General features: G+C 66.9%; 17 protein-coding genes and 2 pseudogenes. 9 read left to right on the forward strand and 10 right to left on the reverse strand.

The features are described 5' to 3' along the window. Positions 1-73: 73 nt before the first annotated feature. Positions 74-1,042 carry a zinc-binding alcohol dehydrogenase family protein gene (locus ACH4S9_RS37200; protein WP_398376070.1) on the reverse strand — a complete coding sequence of 323 codons (969 nt, stop codon included), beginning with the start codon at positions 1,040-1,042 and terminating at the stop codon, positions 74-76. Between the two features lie 139 nt (positions 1,043-1,181). Here ACH4S9_RS37200 and ACH4S9_RS37205 point away from each other — a divergent pair, with 139 nt between their 5' ends. Continuing rightward, positions 1,182-1,802 (forward strand): TetR/AcrR family transcriptional regulator, encoded by a 621-nt coding sequence (locus ACH4S9_RS37205; RefSeq protein ID WP_398376229.1) that lies wholly within the window; start codon positions 1,182-1,184, stop codon positions 1,800-1,802. 40 nt (positions 1,803-1,842) lie between these two features. Beyond that, positions 1,843-2,424, forward strand: coding sequence for a cysteine hydrolase family protein (locus tag ACH4S9_RS37210; RefSeq protein ID WP_398376071.1), 582 nt, complete (start codon positions 1,843-1,845; stop codon positions 2,422-2,424). On the opposite strand, the gene ACH4S9_RS37215 is transcribed toward ACH4S9_RS37210, so the two are convergent. Next, entirely contained in the window at positions 2,418-2,774 is a 357-nt protein-coding gene (locus tag ACH4S9_RS37215) for a hypothetical protein (protein ID WP_385342380.1), read from the reverse strand. The genes ACH4S9_RS37210 and ACH4S9_RS37215 overlap by 7 nt on opposite strands. Positions 2,775-2,783: 9 nt before the next feature. Beyond that, positions 2,784-3,392, reverse strand: a complete 609-nt coding sequence (locus ACH4S9_RS37220) for a class I SAM-dependent methyltransferase (RefSeq protein ID WP_311726128.1) — start codon at positions 3,390-3,392, stop codon at positions 2,784-2,786. A gap of 76 nt (positions 3,393-3,468) precedes the next feature. Here ACH4S9_RS37220 and ACH4S9_RS37225 point away from each other — a divergent pair, with 76 nt between their 5' ends. Further along, positions 3,469-4,233 (forward strand): N-acetyltransferase, encoded by a 765-nt coding sequence (locus tag ACH4S9_RS37225; protein ID WP_398376072.1) that lies wholly within the window; start codon positions 3,469-3,471, stop codon positions 4,231-4,233. Positions 4,234-4,554: 321 nt separating this feature from the next. Here the strand turns inward: ACH4S9_RS37225 and ACH4S9_RS37230 are convergent. Further along, positions 4,555-4,959, reverse strand: a pseudogene (locus ACH4S9_RS37230) (DUF6461 domain-containing protein); the annotation flags it as partial. A 157-nt stretch (positions 4,960-5,116) separates the two neighbouring features. On the opposite strand from ACH4S9_RS37230, the gene ACH4S9_RS37235 reads away from it, so the two are divergent. The 3 genes from ACH4S9_RS37235 to ACH4S9_RS37245 all read left to right on the forward strand — a co-directional run bounded on the left by ACH4S9_RS37235 (position 5,117) and on the right by ACH4S9_RS37245 (position 6,733). Further along, positions 5,117-5,389, forward strand: coding sequence for a hypothetical protein (locus ACH4S9_RS37235; RefSeq protein WP_385342377.1), 273 nt, complete (start codon positions 5,117-5,119; stop codon positions 5,387-5,389). Between the two features lie 118 nt (positions 5,390-5,507). After that, positions 5,508-6,071 carry a hypothetical protein gene (locus ACH4S9_RS37240; RefSeq protein ID WP_398376073.1) on the forward strand — a complete coding sequence of 188 codons (564 nt, stop codon included), beginning with the start codon at positions 5,508-5,510 and terminating at the stop codon, positions 6,069-6,071. Positions 6,072-6,262: 191 nt separating this feature from the next. After that, positions 6,263-6,733, forward strand: a complete 471-nt coding sequence (locus ACH4S9_RS37245) for a hypothetical protein (RefSeq protein ID WP_358846662.1) — start codon at positions 6,263-6,265, stop codon at positions 6,731-6,733. 299 nt (positions 6,734-7,032) lie between these two features. Here the strand turns inward: ACH4S9_RS37245 and ACH4S9_RS37250 are convergent. The 4 genes and pseudogenes from ACH4S9_RS37250 to ACH4S9_RS37265 all read right to left on the reverse strand — a co-directional run. Beyond that, a pseudogene (locus tag ACH4S9_RS37250) lies at positions 7,033-7,341 on the reverse strand (hypothetical protein); the annotation flags it as partial. A gap of 230 nt (positions 7,342-7,571) precedes the next feature. Beyond that, positions 7,572-8,246: a hypothetical protein gene (locus ACH4S9_RS37255; RefSeq protein ID WP_398376074.1), complete on the reverse strand. Its 675-nt coding sequence runs from the start codon at positions 8,244-8,246 to the stop codon at positions 7,572-7,574. Positions 8,247-8,370: 124 nt separating this feature from the next. Continuing rightward, on the reverse strand, positions 8,371-8,616 hold the full coding sequence (locus tag ACH4S9_RS37260; RefSeq protein ID WP_398376076.1) for a hypothetical protein: 246 nt from the start codon (positions 8,614-8,616) through the stop codon (positions 8,371-8,373). Beyond that, positions 8,613-9,038 (reverse strand): DUF1622 domain-containing protein, encoded by a 426-nt coding sequence (locus ACH4S9_RS37265; RefSeq protein ID WP_398376077.1) that lies wholly within the window; start codon positions 9,036-9,038, stop codon positions 8,613-8,615. The genes ACH4S9_RS37260 and ACH4S9_RS37265 overlap by 4 nt, the downstream gene beginning before the upstream one ends. A gap of 1,042 nt (positions 9,039-10,080) precedes the next feature. Here ACH4S9_RS37265 and ACH4S9_RS37270 point away from each other — a divergent pair. The 3 genes from ACH4S9_RS37270 to ACH4S9_RS37280 all read left to right on the forward strand — a co-directional run bounded on the left by ACH4S9_RS37270 (position 10,081) and on the right by ACH4S9_RS37280 (position 13,666). Further along, the gene (locus ACH4S9_RS37270; protein WP_398376078.1) at positions 10,081-11,517 is read left to right on the forward strand and encodes a hypothetical protein; all 1,437 of its coding nucleotides are present in this window, start codon (positions 10,081-10,083) and stop codon (positions 11,515-11,517) included. A gap of 87 nt (positions 11,518-11,604) precedes the next feature. Beyond that, entirely contained in the window at positions 11,605-11,742 is a 138-nt protein-coding gene (locus ACH4S9_RS37275) for a hypothetical protein (protein WP_398376080.1), read from the forward strand. 793 nt (positions 11,743-12,535) lie between these two features. Further along, positions 12,536-13,666 carry a hypothetical protein gene (locus ACH4S9_RS37280; protein WP_398376082.1) on the forward strand — a complete coding sequence of 377 codons (1,131 nt, stop codon included), beginning with the start codon at positions 12,536-12,538 and terminating at the stop codon, positions 13,664-13,666. 192 nt (positions 13,667-13,858) lie between these two features. Here ACH4S9_RS37280 and ribD read toward each other — a convergent pair whose 3' ends face one another. Both ribD and ACH4S9_RS37290 read right to left on the reverse strand, forming a co-directional pair. Continuing rightward, positions 13,859-14,743, reverse strand: coding sequence for a bifunctional diaminohydroxyphosphoribosylaminopyrimidine deaminase/5-amino-6-(5-phosphoribosylamino)uracil reductase RibD (gene ribD / locus ACH4S9_RS37285; RefSeq protein ID WP_398376084.1), 885 nt, complete (start codon positions 14,741-14,743; stop codon positions 13,859-13,861). After that, positions 14,743-16,290: a hypothetical protein gene (locus ACH4S9_RS37290; RefSeq protein WP_398376086.1), complete on the reverse strand. Its 1,548-nt coding sequence runs from the start codon at positions 16,288-16,290 to the stop codon at positions 14,743-14,745. The genes ribD and ACH4S9_RS37290 overlap by 1 nt, the downstream gene beginning before the upstream one ends. Positions 16,291-16,336: the final 46 nt, after the last annotated feature.

Genomic DNA, 16,336 nt, shown 5'->3' on the forward strand with positions numbered 1-16,336 from the left:
GGAGACCACCGCTCTCCCCTCCACCGCCCCGCGGGAGGCCGGCTCCGTACCCCGGATCCGGCCTCCCGGCGCGTCACGGCACCAGCAGCACCCGGCCGAGCTGAGCCCGCGCGTCGAACAGCCGGTGGACCTCGGCCGCCTCGGTGAGCGGGAAGCGCCCGTGTACGACGGTGCGCAGCCGCCCCGACGCGAAGTGACCGGCGACCTCCGCCATGTCCTCGCGGGCCTGCTCGGGGCGGGCCGCCCGCCAGGCCAGCAGGGAGAACCCGGCCACCTGTTTCATCGCGATCAGCTCCATGACCCCGACCTCCCCCAACTCCCCGCTCGCCGCCCCGTACTCGACGGCCCGGCCCAACGGGGCCAGCAGCTCGACGGTCTGCCGCAGCACCCGCCCGCCGACCGACCCGACGGCCGCGTCCACGCCGCCCGGCACGGCCTTCCGCACCTGCTCCGGCCAGTCGTCGTCGGTGTAGTCGACGACGACATCGGCGCCCAGCTCCCGGACGAAGCCGAACTTGTCGGGCGAGCCCACGGTGGCAACGACCGTGCCGGCCCCCAGCACCCGTGCGAGCTGTACGGCGAGATGGCCGATGCCGCCCGCGGCCGAGTGCACCAGCACGCTCTCGCCCTCCGCGAGCCGCCCCAGGCGCAGCACCCGCAAGGCCACCGGCGCGCCCATCGGCAGCATGGTGGCCGCCCCCACGTCGAGCCCCTCGGGCACGGGAGCCAGCCAGGCCGCGTCGGCGACGACCTGATCCGCGAACGCGTCGTTGACGAGCGTCGCCACCCGCTCCCCCACCCGTCCCTCGTCGACCCCGGGCCCCACGGCCTCGATCCTGCCCACCACATCCCCGGTGACCGTGCCGGGCAGCGGCCACTGGAAGATCCCCTGCGCCCCACTCCGGAACTTGGTGTCGACGAAGTTGGCGCCGATCGCCTCGACGCGGATGAGCACCTGCCCCTCGCCCGGAACGGGGGTGTCCACCTCCTCGATCCGCAGGACCTCGGGACCGCCGTACTCGTAGTAACGCACCTGCCGCATGCCGCTACCCCTCCCCAATAACTGGACCATCGGTCAACTTATCCGGATAGCCCGAGACCGTACTGGACCGTCGGTCCAGTTGTCCATGCGTGACACCATGCGAACAGGCCAGAAGGAGCATGCGAGGGGAGTGGAATTCATGACCGGGGGCCGCCGCGAACGCGCCGACGCCGTACGGAACCGGCGCGCGATCCTGTGCGCGACCGAAGAACTGCTGGCCAGGTACCGGCCCGAGCAGATCTCCATGGAACAGGTCGCCGCCACGGCGGGCGTCGGCAAGGGCACCGTCTTCCACCGGTTCGGCAACCGCATGGGCCTCATGCGCGCGCTCATGGAGGAACGGGCCCTCACCCTGGGCGAGTCCGTCGCCGGCGGCCCACCACCGCTGGGCCCGGGCGCACCCCCGCGCGAGCGCCTCCTGGCCTTCCTCACCGCCATGGTCGACGTCGTCACCCGCAACAAGGGCCTCATCGCCGCGCTCGACCACGCCATGGCCACCGCCCCCAAGCCCGCCGCCGAGGACTCCCCGGCCACCGCCCAGGACGCGCACCCGGTCTACACCGCCTGGCACCGCCACATCAGCACCCTCATCACCGAGGAACGCCCCGACCTGGACGCCGAGTTGCTGACCCACATCCTCCTGAGCGCCCTGCACAGCGACCCGATCCTGGCCCTGCTGCGCCAGGGCGACGGCCAACGCCTCACCGCCTGCCTCCACACCCTGGCCACCGCCGCGCTCGACGCCCCGCCACGGCCATAACCCGCGTGCCGCGCGCGCCGAGCTGATGAACAATCGCCCCATGACCACTCAAGTACCGCCCGCCCAGGCCCTGATCGTGGTGGATGTCCAGGCAGCCTTCGTCTCAGGCCCGGACGCGGTGCCCGACGCGCCGCGGATGCTGGAGGGCATCGAGGGCCTGCTGGCCAGGGCGCGTACGGAAGGCGCGCTCGTCGTCCACCTCCAGAACGACGGCCCCACGGGCGCGTCCGACGAACCGAAGACGCCGGGCTGGGAGCTGCATCTGCCCGTCCACGAGGGCCGGCGGGAAGTCGTGATCCGCAAGACGGAGGACGACGGCTTCCACGAGACGCCCCTGGGCGCGCTGCTGACCGAGGCCGGGATATCGGACCTGGCCGTGTGCGGGGTGATGTCCGAGATGTGCGTCAGCGCGACCGCGCGTACGGCGCTGGCCCTCGGATACCGCGTGGTCCTGCCGCACGACGCCCATGGGACCTACGACATCCCGGCGGCGCCGGACATCAGCGACGCCGTTCCGGCCGCGATGGTGTCACGGGTCGCCGAATGGGCCTTGGGATCCGACATCGAAATCGTCCCGCGCGCCGCCGACGTCACGTTCCGAACCGAGCGCCGGGGTCAGTGACGGCGCCTCAGACGACCGGCCCAGCGCGCAAGGCCCCGTCGCGGCCGGCGGGCCGACCGAGACGGCCGCTCCGGCCCTTCCCCCGCCCCCGGCCGGCCGACCCCGGCACGGCTCCGCCGCCAGTCGTCATCCGGCGACAGGATCGGCGCCTTGCGCTCCGCTTGCGCCCTGATCTCGTAGTGGGCCTCGTGAGACGTCACCCGGAACGCCTCCTCATAGGAGGCCAGGGCTCCACTCATGGCGCCGCCGGCGAGCCCCCGGCGACGGATGCGCGATGCCAGCCACACAAAGCCGCCCAGAACCGCGGCCAGGACACCGAAAACGATCGCGAGCGGCAGCAGCGCATCCATGAACCGACCCTAAGCCGAATCGAACCCGCGGCCCCGCTCCTCCCGGTAAATCAGGAGATACCGCCAGAACAGCAGGCGGCGCAGCGTCGCGCCGGGCAGCAGCCGGGCGGCCTCGGCGCGGGTCTCGGCGTACGTCAGCGGGGGCGGCCAGACGATCGGGACCCGCACGGACGGGGCGGCGTGGCGCCCGCGCAGCAGCCGCTCCGCCTTGAGCAGCGAGGAGGCCGGCGCGGCCCATACGAAGTCGGCCGCCGTCTTGATCGGATAGAGCCCCAGCACCGCCAGAACGCCGCCCGGGGCGAGGGCCCTTCGCAGCGTCAGCACCGTGTCGAACGACATGTGGTGGAGGCTGGCGATGCACGAGATGAAGTCGTAGTGGGCGTCCGGTAATTGCCACTCACGCACATCGACCCGCCGGTACCGAGGCCCGCCCCCGGCCGCCCGCGCCACCTCGATGACGCCCGCGTCGGCGTCCACCCCCTCGACGTCCAGCCCACGCCCCGCGAGCAGCCGCGCGAACCGCCCCGCACCGCACCCGACGTCCAGCGCCGTCAGCGCCCCGTCCGGCACCTGCTTCAGCAGCAGCGGATGGTAATGATCGTTGTAGTTCAAGCCCATGCAGGCGGACCTACCCGGGCCCGGTGGCCCGCAAAGAGGTCGCTTCGCCCGTATCCCGTATGACAGTGTGCCGATCGTGACAGACAGCGCCACCCCGACGATCACCTCGCTCGCCGACCGCCCTTCGTTGATCTCCCGCGTCTATGAGATCAACGAGACCTGGCCTCCCTTCACCTCTCATGACCTGGTCGCAAGCACCCTGCTGAGCCAAGTCGTCGAGGAGTTCCCGCAGTACTGCGCGGTGGCCACCGACGGCGACCGCGTGATCGCGCGGGCCCTGGCCGTACCGTTCAACGCCGAGGCGGACGGCCGTACGGAAACGCCCGACCAGGGCTGGGACCGCGTCCTGTCCTGGGCGTTCCGCGACCGGCGGCACGGGCTTCCGCCGACCGTGGCCGGCGCGCTGGAGATCACGGTGGACACCGAATACCTCGGCCGCGGCCTGTCCTACCGCATGCTGCGGGCGCTCCGTGACGCAGCGGAGGGCCAGGGCCACCGCGTGCTGCTGGCCCCGGTCCGTCCGACGGCCAAACATCTGCAACCCCGCGTCCCCATGTCCGACTACATCCGACAGCGACGCGAGGACGGACTGCCCGACGACCCCTGGCTACGGGTCCACGTCAAGGCAGGCGGCACCATCGCGAACGTCGCGCCCGCGTCGATGACGGTCAGCGGCTCCCTCCGGCAGTGGCGGCAGTGGACCGGCCTCCCCTTCGACTGCGACGGCGACATCGAGGTGCCCGGCGCCCTCGCGCCGGTGCGCTGCGACATCGCCCTCGACCGGGCGGTCTATGTCGAGCCCAATGTCTGGGTCCGGCATGCCCTCCGGACGGCGGGCTGAGCGCGGCGCGTCTCCGGAGCCCTCCACGACGACGCCGCTCGTGTGGAACGGCCCGACCGGAACTCCGAGATCATCTGCGGGGACCCGATCCGCTCGGGTGGCCGACAAGTCTTTGGGGACAACGGTCCCCAGCAGACGCCCCAGCCCCGCCCGGCTCGCCGACCGCGGACGGCTGGGTGGCGGTGGGTCCGGCGTTCGGCGGCGGTCCTCGAGCAGCAAGCCGAGAAGCGGGCCATTGACCGTGTCATCGTCGAGAACAAGCCCCGTGTAGTCGGCGACCACCCGCGTCACGACCTCAAGCCGGGTGTATTCCGACCCTGCTGCCTCAATCCCCGCCTGCACCGCGTCCCACCAAGGGTGCGGCGCAGGGGGCCGCGTATAGGAACAGCCGGGCTCAAACCACTCGGTGCGCTGCCCATCGCGCCAATGCTCGAAGATGTTCATGCCGTCTCCGCCCTTCAGAATGGAAAAGGTTTCCCTTCCTTCGGACAGCGCGGACAACGGACCGGGCATCCTTCCCATGAGGCCGTATTCCTCCGTTGAGAACGACCAGTCGCCCAGCGCCCCGACGCGTATCACCGACCCTCTCGGCTCCTCGTCGTAGGTGCCGAACATGAGCGCTGCGGCCTGCCGCCCATCGAGGAGCCGCGCGTCCCGGACATCGGCCCCGAACCGGGTGAGAACCTCCTCCGGCGTAATCCCCCGCGTGAATGTCACGCACCACATCAAGTCACCGCGGACCCACCCCCAAGGATCGGTCACCGAGTCGTTCACCTGAGCCTCCTCCGGGGAATGTTTTCTCCATACTGCGCACGGATTTCGGCGAAACGGGGGCTGTTAGATGAGCGGTACGTCACGGACGCATCCGAACGCCACGGAAGCAGTGCGCACGGCACCGGAGCCGCCGCGCCCCAAGGTGAAGCAGATCGCCCTCAAGCCTCCCTCCCCACTTCCACTGCCCGAGCGCGACCGCGAGCGTTTCGACGACGAGCAACCCGACCCGCTCGCCTCGCTGCTGACCAAGGTCAACAACGGGGAGACGGTTCCGACTCCGGGCGGCGCGGCGGACGGCGAAGACCGCGACATCCATGAGGAGGAGTGGCGGGCACACGATCGCCACGGCCCCTTTGGCCAAGGGCGTCGCCGCAAGAATTGACTTCCGGCCGGGTGACACCGCGCGCGAACGGGTGATTCTGGTGGTTTTCCCATTGCCAAGTGGAAGGAAATAGGTGGCATTCATGCGCGAACAAGACGTATGAGCACCAGGAGGAAACATGCGGATACGCGCGAACGCGCTCGTGCGCGGCGGCGCGGTGTTGGTCGCCGCCGCCGCGACCGTCGCCATGCTGGCCACCCCGGCCGAAACCGTCGGCGCCGAAGCCCACGGCGGGGGAACAGGCGGCGGGAAGGAGGCCGAGACCAAACAGATCGCGTCCTCGGTCCTGGACGCGGACGAGAACGTCAAGTTCACCCTGACCGCGATCCGATCCACCGCCGACCCACTGAGGGCCACCGTCCGCCTGAAGGCCTTCACCAAGCAGCACGGCCGGCTCGTGCTGTCGGACGACGTACGGGTCGGCGCGGTCGACAGCTGGTTCTGGTTCCCGGTCACCGGGCCGGCCGCGATCTGCCAGTTCTCGACGGCGAGCACCAATCCCGCGCCCATCGTCACAAGCCTGCTCATCACCCCGGCGATCGGCTGCTCGTTGCCCGAACACTTCGAGCTACAGGACGGGAAGTTCGAGGCCAAGGGCCACAACGCACGGGCCCCGCACGGCGGAGTGAACACCGGCGGTGGCGGCACGGCCCGACGGACCGCCACCGCGTCCGCCCGGTGAGCAAGCACCCGTCTTGGGCGGGTCAGTGATCTGAGCCGCGCCCCGCTGCCGTCGACGCATACGTCAGAGGCCCCCGACACCCGGAAGGGGCCTCTGAGCCGGCATGCGCTCGGCAGGACGGTCCGAGGGCCCGACGGTCCACCTCGGACGCGTTAGCGGCACGTTAGCCGTACAGCGGTAGAGCGTCAGCGGTGGCCGACAACCTTGTTCTCACGCACCTGAAGCGCCACGTCGAGAAAACGGGGAAGATCATGTCGCACCGCACCACACTCCGCCACGCCCGCAACGCCGCCGCCGCCGTGGTGATCGCCATCGCCGCGTTCGGGCTCACCGCCTGTCAGGGCAGCGACACCGAAGCCTCGCCCTCGTCATCCACGTCCGCGAGCGCGAAGCCCTCGGGCACCCCCAAGAAGCCCGGGATCAAGTGCACGGACCTGGTCAACTACGGTGAGGACTCCAGGTCCAACGCCGAAATCAACTCCATCGGCGAGGACACCGGCTACTGCCCGGAACCGAACAAGGACATGGCACCGTCGGGCACCCCCAAGAAGCCCGGAATCAAGTGCACCGATCTGGTCAACTACGGTGAGGACTCCAGGTCCAACGCCGAAATCAACTCCATCGGCGAGGACACCGGCTACTGCCCGCCGGTCCAGCAATAGCGACTCCTTGCGGTGACGCCGAACCTTCCCCGGCAGGATTCGAACCTGCCCCCTCTTGCTCCGCAGGCTCGGGCAGGGGCCGATGTTCTTGCGGCGAGGTGGCTGAGTACGTCGGCGGAGCGGCTGAGTACGCGGACGGATCCGAACCGGGCGGCGGCCGGCCCAGCATCGTGGCCATGCACGACCAAGCAGGGAACGCCGGGACGGGCTGGCAGGTCGAGGCGGAGCACGACGCGGCGATGGCCGCAGCCCGCAAGGGGCGGCCGGATAGGGCCGGTATGGCGCTGAATGATCGTCCAGCAGCGCTCCTCGATGGTTGCGGTACTCGGGTACTCGTCCTTGTCGATCATGTTCTTGTCGAAGGTCTCGGCGTACAGACGCCTGGCCTCGTCGTCCATCCAGGTGCCGACGAAGGTCGCAAGGTTCAATCGCGCGTTGCCGTCGAGCATCGCCTCGTCGTGAACAAGCTGGTACGCGGTCTCCGGCAGCATCGGCTGCTCACCGATCTGGAGCCGCGACCGGCGGCGAGCCTCGCCAGGGCCTCGACGGAACCGTCCACGGAGTGCCGATCCGACATGCTCTCCACCTCGATTTGCCTGACGCGACAACCGGCCCAGCCGGGCGTCTTTTACCCCTTTGCGTCTTCGGGTCCTGCGGCGAGCGTTCTCACAGCAGATTAAGGACATACGACACGCTTTCGCCTCTCGGGAGTGAGACCGGCGAAGGCCCCGTGACCGGGGCGCACCGAGCGCTGCGCTTGCCGACTACCTCGTCCGTGCAGGTGGGAGAGAGTTTCCGGGGTGCTGGCCCGAGATCGCCCGCGTCGGTTTCCTGCGGGTCATTTCGTCGGCCCTTCCAGGTGCGGCGGACGGAAATTGATCACAAGGATGTGGCCGCTGACGACCAGGATCCACAGCGGGAACGCAAGCACGATCCATGTGGTGATGCCGACGACGAAGATCAGCCCCAGGAACACGAGGTAACCGAGCAAGACGAGCCAGCGCGGGAAGATGCCGAGGTGCTGCCCGATCATCGTGGTGGACATGGTGAAGACGGCGGCCAGGCGCGTGGCGTAGCTGGAGATCAGACCGAGGATGGTCTGACGGTCGTGCTCCCACAGGGGGAACAGTGCGGTGGCATGAGGGTTGTCGGCCACCGTGATGACGCCGAACGCCGTCCCGGCGAGGAGGAAGAGCACAGCGGCGAACAGGAACCCGCCGCCCAGGAAGATCGTGCTGAAGAACTTGTCCTCACTGGGTCCGATGTAGGCACGCACCGCACCTATGAACCAGAGGAAGAAGATCCCACCGAACGGCAGCAGACGCACGGCTGCCCGCAACTCGTCCCGTCTGGACGAGTCGGCGAACCAAACAGCCGGATCAGTGGACTCGGTCGGAACCGCGTCGCGGAACAGCAGGATGACGGTGGCCAGCAGCAGGGCTGAGATCACGCCTACCACCCCGGCGGCGCGCGGAGTGCTCAGCGCGGCACCTGGCGGCCTGTCAGCTTGCATGAGCTCTATGCTCGGGCGCGGCTGGGCACCCGAGCCCTCCGCCACGCGGTGACGGTCAACGATCACCCCGATGACCTCCGGTCCGGCCCGGGAATCAGGACGCCAAGCCGAGCGCCACGCTCGGTTACCGCTTCGGCTGGATGCGGAGGCTGGAGCTGACCAGCAGTCGTACGCCGATGACGGCTGCGGCTGCTGCCAGGGACGTCCAGGAGGGGTGGCCGGCGAGGTGGATGAGGCCGGCTGCCACGAGGAAGTCCGTGAGCACCGCCACGGCGGGCTGCACCCGGCGCATCCGGACGGCGACGCACACGGCGCTGATCAGTCCGAGAGCCGTGACCACAACGGCAGTCTGCGCCAGCAGCATGGTCACGGTGCGGTTCCTGGAGCCGTGGCATCGTCCCTGGGGGTGAGCCGCTCGATCTCCCGACGCTCTTGTTCGATCTCGCGGGCGAGGATGTAGTTCAGCGCGGTCCGGATCGCGGCGATCGCGGCCAGCTGGCCGATCTCGGTGAAGGAGGGCGCGATGGCTGTCCGCAGGATGTCTCCGGCGAGCTGGAACTCAAGCCCCAGGGCCAGGAAACGGCCGAGGGTCAGCCGGATCCGGTTGAAGCCGGAGGCGGCGGCCTCGGGCTCTCCCCGGCCGCGCAGCCGGCCGGCTCCGTACCGGACGAACTGCACGAACGCCCAGGCAGCGCCTGCGAAGATAACCAGCGCGCCAGCGAACTCGACAAGGCGTACGGCCAGGTCGACGACATCGCGCAGGGTGGATTCCGGCAGCAGATCCGCGTACATGGCAGCATTGTCCGTTCGCGCGGGCACCGCTACCTGCGCGCCACCCCCATGTGTTGGCGAGTACAAGGCGGACGCGGCGCAGCGGCCACGGCGGCCTGAGCCACCGCGCGGCAGCATCTGCCCCCCGGCCGGGCGCCCCGGAAGCCCTCGGACACAGCTCGATCCGCGTGACCATGGACGTGGCCATGCGGGGCCTGTCGTGGAAGGAACAGGCGCAAGCCATTCGTAATCACTCGATTACCGATCGCAATCAACCCGCGCGACGGTGCGCCATGCCGGAGGGCGGCTGCGGCCGGTGTTCGAAGCGCACGGCGGTTGCCGTCGACGACCGCCGCCAGGAAGGGGCCTCTGGGCTGGGGCGCGCTCGGCAGGATTCGAACCTGCAACCTCTTGATCCGTAGGTTCGGGCACAGCACTGGGCTAGGGCTCCGCTCTCCGCCGCGACGGTCGCCCGGGGTGGCTTTCGGCGGCTTGTATGTGCCGTCTGACCGGTCTCGTTTCCTCGCCCCTCGCACCCGCCACCACAGTGAGGGCAGCGGTGGGTTCTCGAATGCCCGTCATGTAGGCAGCGCCATACGGCTGAACCGCACCCGACACGACACCCGTCAGCCCAGCAGTGAGCGGACGACCTGGATAACTAGGTCTTCCAAACAATCACATGAGTCACCCGCCCTCATATTGTGGCCTCGAAGCGTGCCCCTGGCGCGCGGGGTCGCGGCAGCCCCCGTAAACGCGTGGGGTTCGTCTCGAATGCCGCCATCGCCACGCGGCCGAACGGGTCCGGCTCACCGACCCGTTCGGAGGTTTGATGCACGTATCCCGTGCCTTGCGTTCGATCGTTGCCGTCGCCTCAGTGGGGGCAGCGTTGCTGGCCTCCCCCGCGTGGTCCGCCGTGCCCGCCACCAGAACGGTACTCAAGACGGTCGACCACTCACAGGCCACTCGGTCCCCTGACTCCGGCCCCGCGGTGCACCATGACACCTCGCCACCGTTGCGTGAGCTGTCGCGAAGATCCGGACAGCCCCGGCGCGCTTCCGACCCCGTGCCCCCCAGAAAGGGGCCGCACCCGCGCTCCGCCAAGGCCACCGGTCCCGAGCAGGTGGTGCAGAACCGCAATGGCAGACGGGGTCGGATCCGGTTGGGCGTCAATTTCGAGGGCATCCGGGAGGGCGGGGGCACCCCTCCTGACCCCAACGCCTCGGTAGGCTCCCGCCAGGTCGTAGAGATCACCAACTTCAAACTCGCGGTGTACTCCAAGTCCGGTACCACGCTGCTGGGGCCGCTGACGACCCAAACCCTGTTCAGCGGGTTCGGCGGACCGTGCGAGACCGCTCAGAACGACTTCCTCGGGGACCCCGAAGTCCGCTGGGACTCCCTGGCCCACCGCTGGATCCTCAACCAGTTCGCCAGCGACCCCGTAACCAACACGAACCGACTGTGCGTGGGCGTCTCCCGCACCGCGGACGCCACCGGCGAGTACTACCGCTACGCCTTCGGGTATCAGACCCTCCCCGACCACCCGAAGTTCGCCGTGTGGCCGGACGCCTACTACGTGACCGCCACCGCCGCCGGGTCGCTCTTCGAGGCGTGCGCCTGGGACCGGCACAGGATGCTGCGCGGAGCCGACGCCGACCAGCAGTGCTACACCCTTCCGGCGTCGACCATCCCGCTCGGCTCGGACCTCGACGGCAAGACCCCACCACCGCGAGGCGAGCCCAACCTGCTGATCAACCTCGGCCCCACCGACGACAGGCTGCAGTACTGGCGGTTCCACGCCGACTGGACAGACCAGACCCGCACCACCCTCACGGGCCCGCAGGAGCTGAAGGTGGCCCCCTACACCCGGGCCTGCGAGAGTACCGATCCCACCCGCTGCGTCCCCCAGGTCGGCACCGCCCAGAAACTGGATTCGCTCTCCTACTCTCCTATGTACCGGTTCGCCTACCGCAACTTCGGCGACCACCAGTCCCTGGTCGTCAACCACGCGGTCGATGCCCGCGGCGGCGTGGGCGTGCGCTGGTACGAACTGCGGCTGCGTCACGGCCGACCGGTCGTCCGTCAGCAGAGCACCTACGCTCCGGACCCCACGTACCGGTGGATGGGCTCCGCAGCCATGGACAAGAACGGCGACATCGCCCTGGGATACTCGCAGTCGTCTTCCCGGACCCATCCCTCGATCCGAGTCACCGGACGCCTGGCGCACGACCCGCCGAACCTGATGACGTTCCACGAAACCACCGTGTGGACCGGCGCAGGCTCCCAGACCGGGAGCAACCGCTGGGGTGACTACACCTCCATGGCGATCGACCCGGTGGACGACTGTACGTTCTGGTACACCAACCAGTACCAACCGGCCAATGGCACCGGAAACTGGAACACCCGTATCGCCTCCTTCCAGCTCTCCGACTGCCACGCCCACCATCGCCGCCATCACCACCATGGCCACAGCCGCCGGCACGGCCACCACCGTCACGGGTGACACCCCCGGCGGACGGCGCACCACCGTCCACCCCGGACCCGCCCTGCAAGCCGGGGGCTGCGGCAGAACCGCCGCAGCCCGCGGGCCATGGCGTCTTCGCTCAGCTCAAGCTTCGTCCGGCTGGACCCGCAGCGCTCCGTATTCGATCGCGTCGGCGATGCCCTGCGTGACGGCGACGGCCCAGACGATGACGACAGTGCGGGCGGCGCGCTGGTCGCCGTCTGATCGGAGCGCTCGGCGGTTGCCGTCAACGACCGCCGTCGATGGTCAATGCAAGAGGCCCCTTCCATCTCTGGAAGGGGCCTCTTGGCTGCTGCGCGCTCGGCAGGATTCGAACCTGCAACCTCTTGATCCGTAGGTTCGGGCAGTGGCCTGGTATGGGTCTCAACAGCGGTCTGACCTGGTGCCCAGGGAGGGCAGCTGGCGGGCGTCATGTGCCGTCGTTGCCGTCACGGTTGCCGTCGAGAGCGCCATCAAAAACAGCGTGAGTCTCTGGGCTGGTTAGGGCCGACGCCACCTACTGATCTCTAGGACCATCCGAGGGACGCAGTCTTCACCCGCACCTTCCCGGTCCAGCCCCCGACTGCCAGGCAGTCCACCGCCCAAACCCGCTTCGCTGGCCTTGCGGCAACGCAAGGACTCAGTTCCTGCGTCCAGCTGCGTAACACACAGCCGCGACCGAGAGCACGGCAAACGCCAGCACTCTTATGTCTGAGGCGCTACGGCCATCCGAGATAGCGGCCAGGAGGACAACCATAATCACATACGCCCAATTTTGCGGCTTCTGTGGAGTTTTTCGAGAAGACACTAGCTTTACACCATTTCTACTATTTGACCGCCTTTACCCTCAAGTAAAGCTGTCCGGGTTAAGAACGTCTAGAAACTTGGACGAAGCCAGCGAAACCCCGGACAACCGGCAGACCTTCGGCCTAGTCTTCTGCCCAACTACCCGGACATCCCCGGACCGTCTCGGACAAGCGCGGACCTAGCCGGACGGCAACCGATGCTTGGAGTTGGCGTGACCGACGCACTTGCGACTCACCTTCGAGCCCTCCGCGTTCGCGCGGGCGATCCACCTATTCGAGAAATTGAACGACTGATAAATACACAGGGCAGACGAGAGACAATGGCCCGTTCAACCATTCAGGACAAATTCAGCGGCAAGAGTCGGGCGACCTTGATACAGGCGCTTTCAATCGTCGAGGCATTGTCTGACTACGCTCGATCCATGGGAGCACCGCTAGAGTCAACAGAAACGGATGTCCGAGTCTGGCGCGAGCGAGTCTCCATACGGGATAAATCAAACGAGACCGGAGCGCCAACCAACTCTCCCGCAACACCGGCCACCGAAATCGAATGGGACATTACACCATTAAAAAGAGCAGGAATGCTTGATGTGGTAGAGATGATCGAATCCTCCCGCCACTTAGAAGTAGCCGACTGGCTGCCTCAAGTCGTATCCATAATCAGGCAAGCAGGAATGAACTACAATAAATTCCTAAAAAGCGCCGCACGGGACACGCCCCAAGGGATTGCGATGACGACCTCAGCAATTCATAACTTGTTTCCTGCGGATGCCCACCCATGGGATGTTTCACCTAACGACACCTGCACCGTAGCAAATAGCCTGATCAGACTCTCGTCAACTCTTCATTCCCCCAAAAAAGCTCCGGTCATCTTGGTCGCTTTACGGAGAGCCGAAGTGGGGCAATATGCGGGAGAATTTCTATACGCTGTTGCAGCCTATAGAAATCCTCAAAATATCGAACGATCGGTGGATGCACTGCGGTCCGCAGAGTTAGCAAGAGATGCAAAGTCCCTACTCACCTGGGTCGGCAGTAATCGTGCAGCAGATAGGTCACTGGAGGTTTTAAATCAATTCCAGGAGGGAGCAAGGGAAGCAGATGTAAACGATATCTTGATCGGCGTCGCCAAGGAAAGCTCGAATCGGTTCACTGCCATCATCAAGGAACTCCAGAAAGTTGAACACGCCCACACTAGTGAGTACCTAGACGTCATGATGAGGCATATCCCCCTTAGCCAAAGAGAGGAATACGCAGACTGTCTAGCGAGCCTCGGATATGAGGAACGCAGCGCCAGCATTCGGCCTGTCGCCTTCAATGAATACAGCGACGAACCGCCCTTTTAGCGGTTACCCGACAATCTACCGAACGCATCAGGGCACCCTGTGACAGGGAGCCTCCTATGGAGCGCAGTGCTCAACACCTCCACCGCAATCGCACCATCTTCGAGTAGGAGAAGGTGAGGAATGGCGGTGAACGCGGCCGAGCACCGCAGCTTCTCCAGCTCAGGTCCATCGTCTGGAGAGTTGTGTGCAGCGTTAATGGCTTCGGCTTACTGCTCGCTTTGCGGTTAGACGCACATACAGGCCCAAGGCCGTTGCATCCACCAGCCGGAACCCGCTCGGGACCGCCCCAGTTGCTGGCGTCGGCACTGAGGAAGGCGGCAAGCCGGGCACGTCGATGATTACGCGGTCTACAAGGTCGGCAAGCAAGCACGCTGCCTCGTTCCCGCTGCCCTCGATCAGCACAGATCGTGCCCCTGCCTCAGCCAAGGTGTCCAGGACCTTATCGGACTCATCACCAAGCGGCCCACCGGGCACGTGAAAGACGTCCGTCCCGTGCCCTCCTGGCACGCCTTCCTCGATCGCGCCCGTACGCCGGATCACAAGATCGTGGGTGCGACGTAGTTCAGCAATGCTCGCGCAGTCCTCGTCTGAGCCGTCAGCACCCGTTGTGTATGCCCAAGTGATATATGGCCTTCCTGTGCGCAACGAGTGCAACCACGGGCCGAGAACGAGCAACGCTTCCTGCTCAAGAACGCCCTGCTCCACCTCAATGCCGGCGTGTTCCAGCACCACCGCGCCACCCTCCCCACGTGAAGTGGGGTCCATGACGGCCATCAGTACGCGGGACGCCCTCGCATCGATCAGGGCCTGTCGGCACGGCGGGGTCCGGCCGTGGTGGTTGCACGGCTCCAGCGTCACGACGGCCGTGCCGCCCTCGGCCCGCTCCCCCGCTGCGGTGAGCGCGTTCACCTCGGCGTGATGGTCTCCCTTGCGGAGGTGGTATCCCTCGCCGACCGGCACGCCGTCGCGGTCGAGGATCACGCACCCAACGGGCGGGTTCGGGCTCGTCGTCCCAAGTCCTTGGGCAGAGATGGCGATTGCTCGCCGCATGGCCGCTAGTTCGTTCGGCGTGGCCATCAGAACCCCGCATTCTCCTTGACTGCGTCGAGTAGGTCTCGCACGGCTGGAACATTACTCTCAGCCGCAAGAGCATTGATCGCCGTGACTGCCTCTTGCAGAGTGCGACCGGAGCCGGAACTGTGGGCCATGTCGAGAACCGCTGCCGCCTCGGCTGCGGCCTGCTCGTATTCCCGGATTCCGACGTAAGCCATGGCAAGGCGCGCCTGGGCGAACCCTCGGTCCCGCTGGTAGACGTCTGGAAGATCAGCCAATGCGGTTCGAAAGGTAGCTACCGCACGATCCGGACGCGACAGGTTGAGCCAGCAATTCGCGCGCTGGATCTCGATATAGCTGGGCGTACAAAAGTCGCCGTGCCCGGATCGTGCATCGCCGGATGATTCAACGGAAGCGGCGAATGCATGCGCCTCGTCCATCTTTCGATGACAAGCGACTTCATCACCGTCGAGCGCAAGACCTTGCGCTTCCTGCTGGATGGCTGCCGCTTTCATCGGCCTGGTGAGAGCCCGTTCATGGCGCTGTACCGCCTGCGCGAGGCCGATCGCCTGACCCGCGTTCCGCTTCCCCGCTGCGAGCTGGCTCCGACGAAACAGAGTCCACGACAACATGGCCTCGTCTCCGGCCTCCATCGCCCATTCCATGGCCCGGCTCGTCCACGTCTCGGCGCTGGTCACGTCCATGGAGTCCTCGTGAAGCCATGCGGCCGACTCGGCGTACTGGGCAGACAGCTTCAGCACCTCGTGCCGGTACTCGCCCCTGCTGTCTTCCAGCAGACCTTGCAAGACGTCGAGCTGTTGATGAACGGCCATAAGAGCATGGCGCGGACCGAAGAGGTTGTCTGCCCTGACAAGGACGTGCCACATATCGCGAAGATGCTCGATCGCCGCTTCATTCCGCGCTGCCGGAAGTCGCGGCTGCCTCACTGGCTTGGAGCGCACAACCCCAGCCGATACGTTGCCAGGCTTGAAGACCCCATCCCCCTGCAAGGCGATACCAATAGCATGCCCGAGAAGGGCTCGGCGATTTATCGGCACGATCTGCTCTTTCCCGTCGACGCACACCGAAACAAGAAGGATTTCGGGTAGCGCATCCGCATCCGCCGGATCCGTTGGATCTACGTGAACGGTCGGCAGACCGGAAGGAGTGTCTATCTGGAAGGCGGACGATGCTCCGTCCGGGCCGTCTTGGCCACTTCGAGCGTAGTCACGGGTTTGGGTGATGGCGTCCGTTGCCGGGGTACCCTCCCACGGACGTTCGGGGAGGTCGAGCATGTGGCCGGGAATGCCCAGTCCGTCAGCGATGCGTTCCATGACAGCCTGGCCACGAATACCCCGTACACCTCGGATCACGTCGCCGACGCGGGCGCTGGTCATCTTGCCGACAGCTGCGGCGATTTCGGCATAGCTCGCTGGTCCTCGTCTGTTGACGAGCCGGAAGATATCCCCGAAGTCCCGTCGCTTGCAGGCCCTTTGCATGTCTTCGCTCTGCAAGAGGCGGTCCGGGATCGTGAGGAGGTACCCCCTGCGTCTGGCTTCACGTTCACTCATGGGCGGCTCGCGAGGGTCTAGGGACGTACGCGTCAGTCCAGCGTAG

It is taken from the genome of Streptomyces sp. NPDC021225 (genome assembly GCF_044332865.1).
Classification (GTDB): Bacteria; Actinomycetota; Actinomycetes; order Streptomycetales; family Streptomycetaceae; genus Streptomyces.

What these genes read in the sequence shown, in the direction of transcription:
- ACH4S9_RS37200 (WP_398376070.1), bottom strand. Translation starts at nt 1,042, where the DNA reads ATGCGGCAGGTGCGTTACTACGAGTACGGCGGTCCCGAGGTCCTGCGG.
- ACH4S9_RS37205 (WP_398376229.1), top strand. Translation starts at nt 1,182, where the DNA reads ATGACCGGGGGCCGCCGCGAACGCGCCGACGCCGTACGGAACCGGCGC.
- ACH4S9_RS37210 (WP_398376071.1), top strand. Translation starts at nt 1,843, where the DNA reads ATGACCACTCAAGTACCGCCCGCCCAGGCCCTGATCGTGGTGGATGTC.
- ACH4S9_RS37215 (WP_385342380.1), bottom strand. Translation starts at nt 2,774, where the DNA reads ATGGATGCGCTGCTGCCGCTCGCGATCGTTTTCGGTGTCCTGGCCGCG.
- ACH4S9_RS37220 (WP_311726128.1), bottom strand. Translation starts at nt 3,392, where the DNA reads ATGGGCTTGAACTACAACGATCATTACCATCCGCTGCTGCTGAAGCAG.
- ACH4S9_RS37240 (WP_398376073.1), top strand. Translation starts at nt 5,508, where the DNA reads ATGCGGATACGCGCGAACGCGCTCGTGCGCGGCGGCGCGGTGTTGGTC.
- ACH4S9_RS37255 (WP_398376074.1), bottom strand. Translation starts at nt 8,246, where the DNA reads ATGCAAGCTGACAGGCCGCCAGGTGCCGCGCTGAGCACTCCGCGCGCC.
- ACH4S9_RS37265 (WP_398376077.1), bottom strand. Translation starts at nt 9,038, where the DNA reads ATGTACGCGGATCTGCTGCCGGAATCCACCCTGCGCGATGTCGTCGAC.
- ACH4S9_RS37275 (WP_398376080.1), top strand. Translation starts at nt 11,605, where the DNA reads ATGGCGTCTTCGCTCAGCTCAAGCTTCGTCCGGCTGGACCCGCAGCGC.
- ribD (WP_398376084.1), bottom strand. Translation starts at nt 14,743, where the DNA reads ATGGCCACGCCGAACGAACTAGCGGCCATGCGGCGAGCAATCGCCATC.
- ACH4S9_RS37290 (WP_398376086.1), bottom strand. Translation starts at nt 16,290, where the DNA reads ATGAGTGAACGTGAAGCCAGACGCAGGGGGTACCTCCTCACGATCCCG.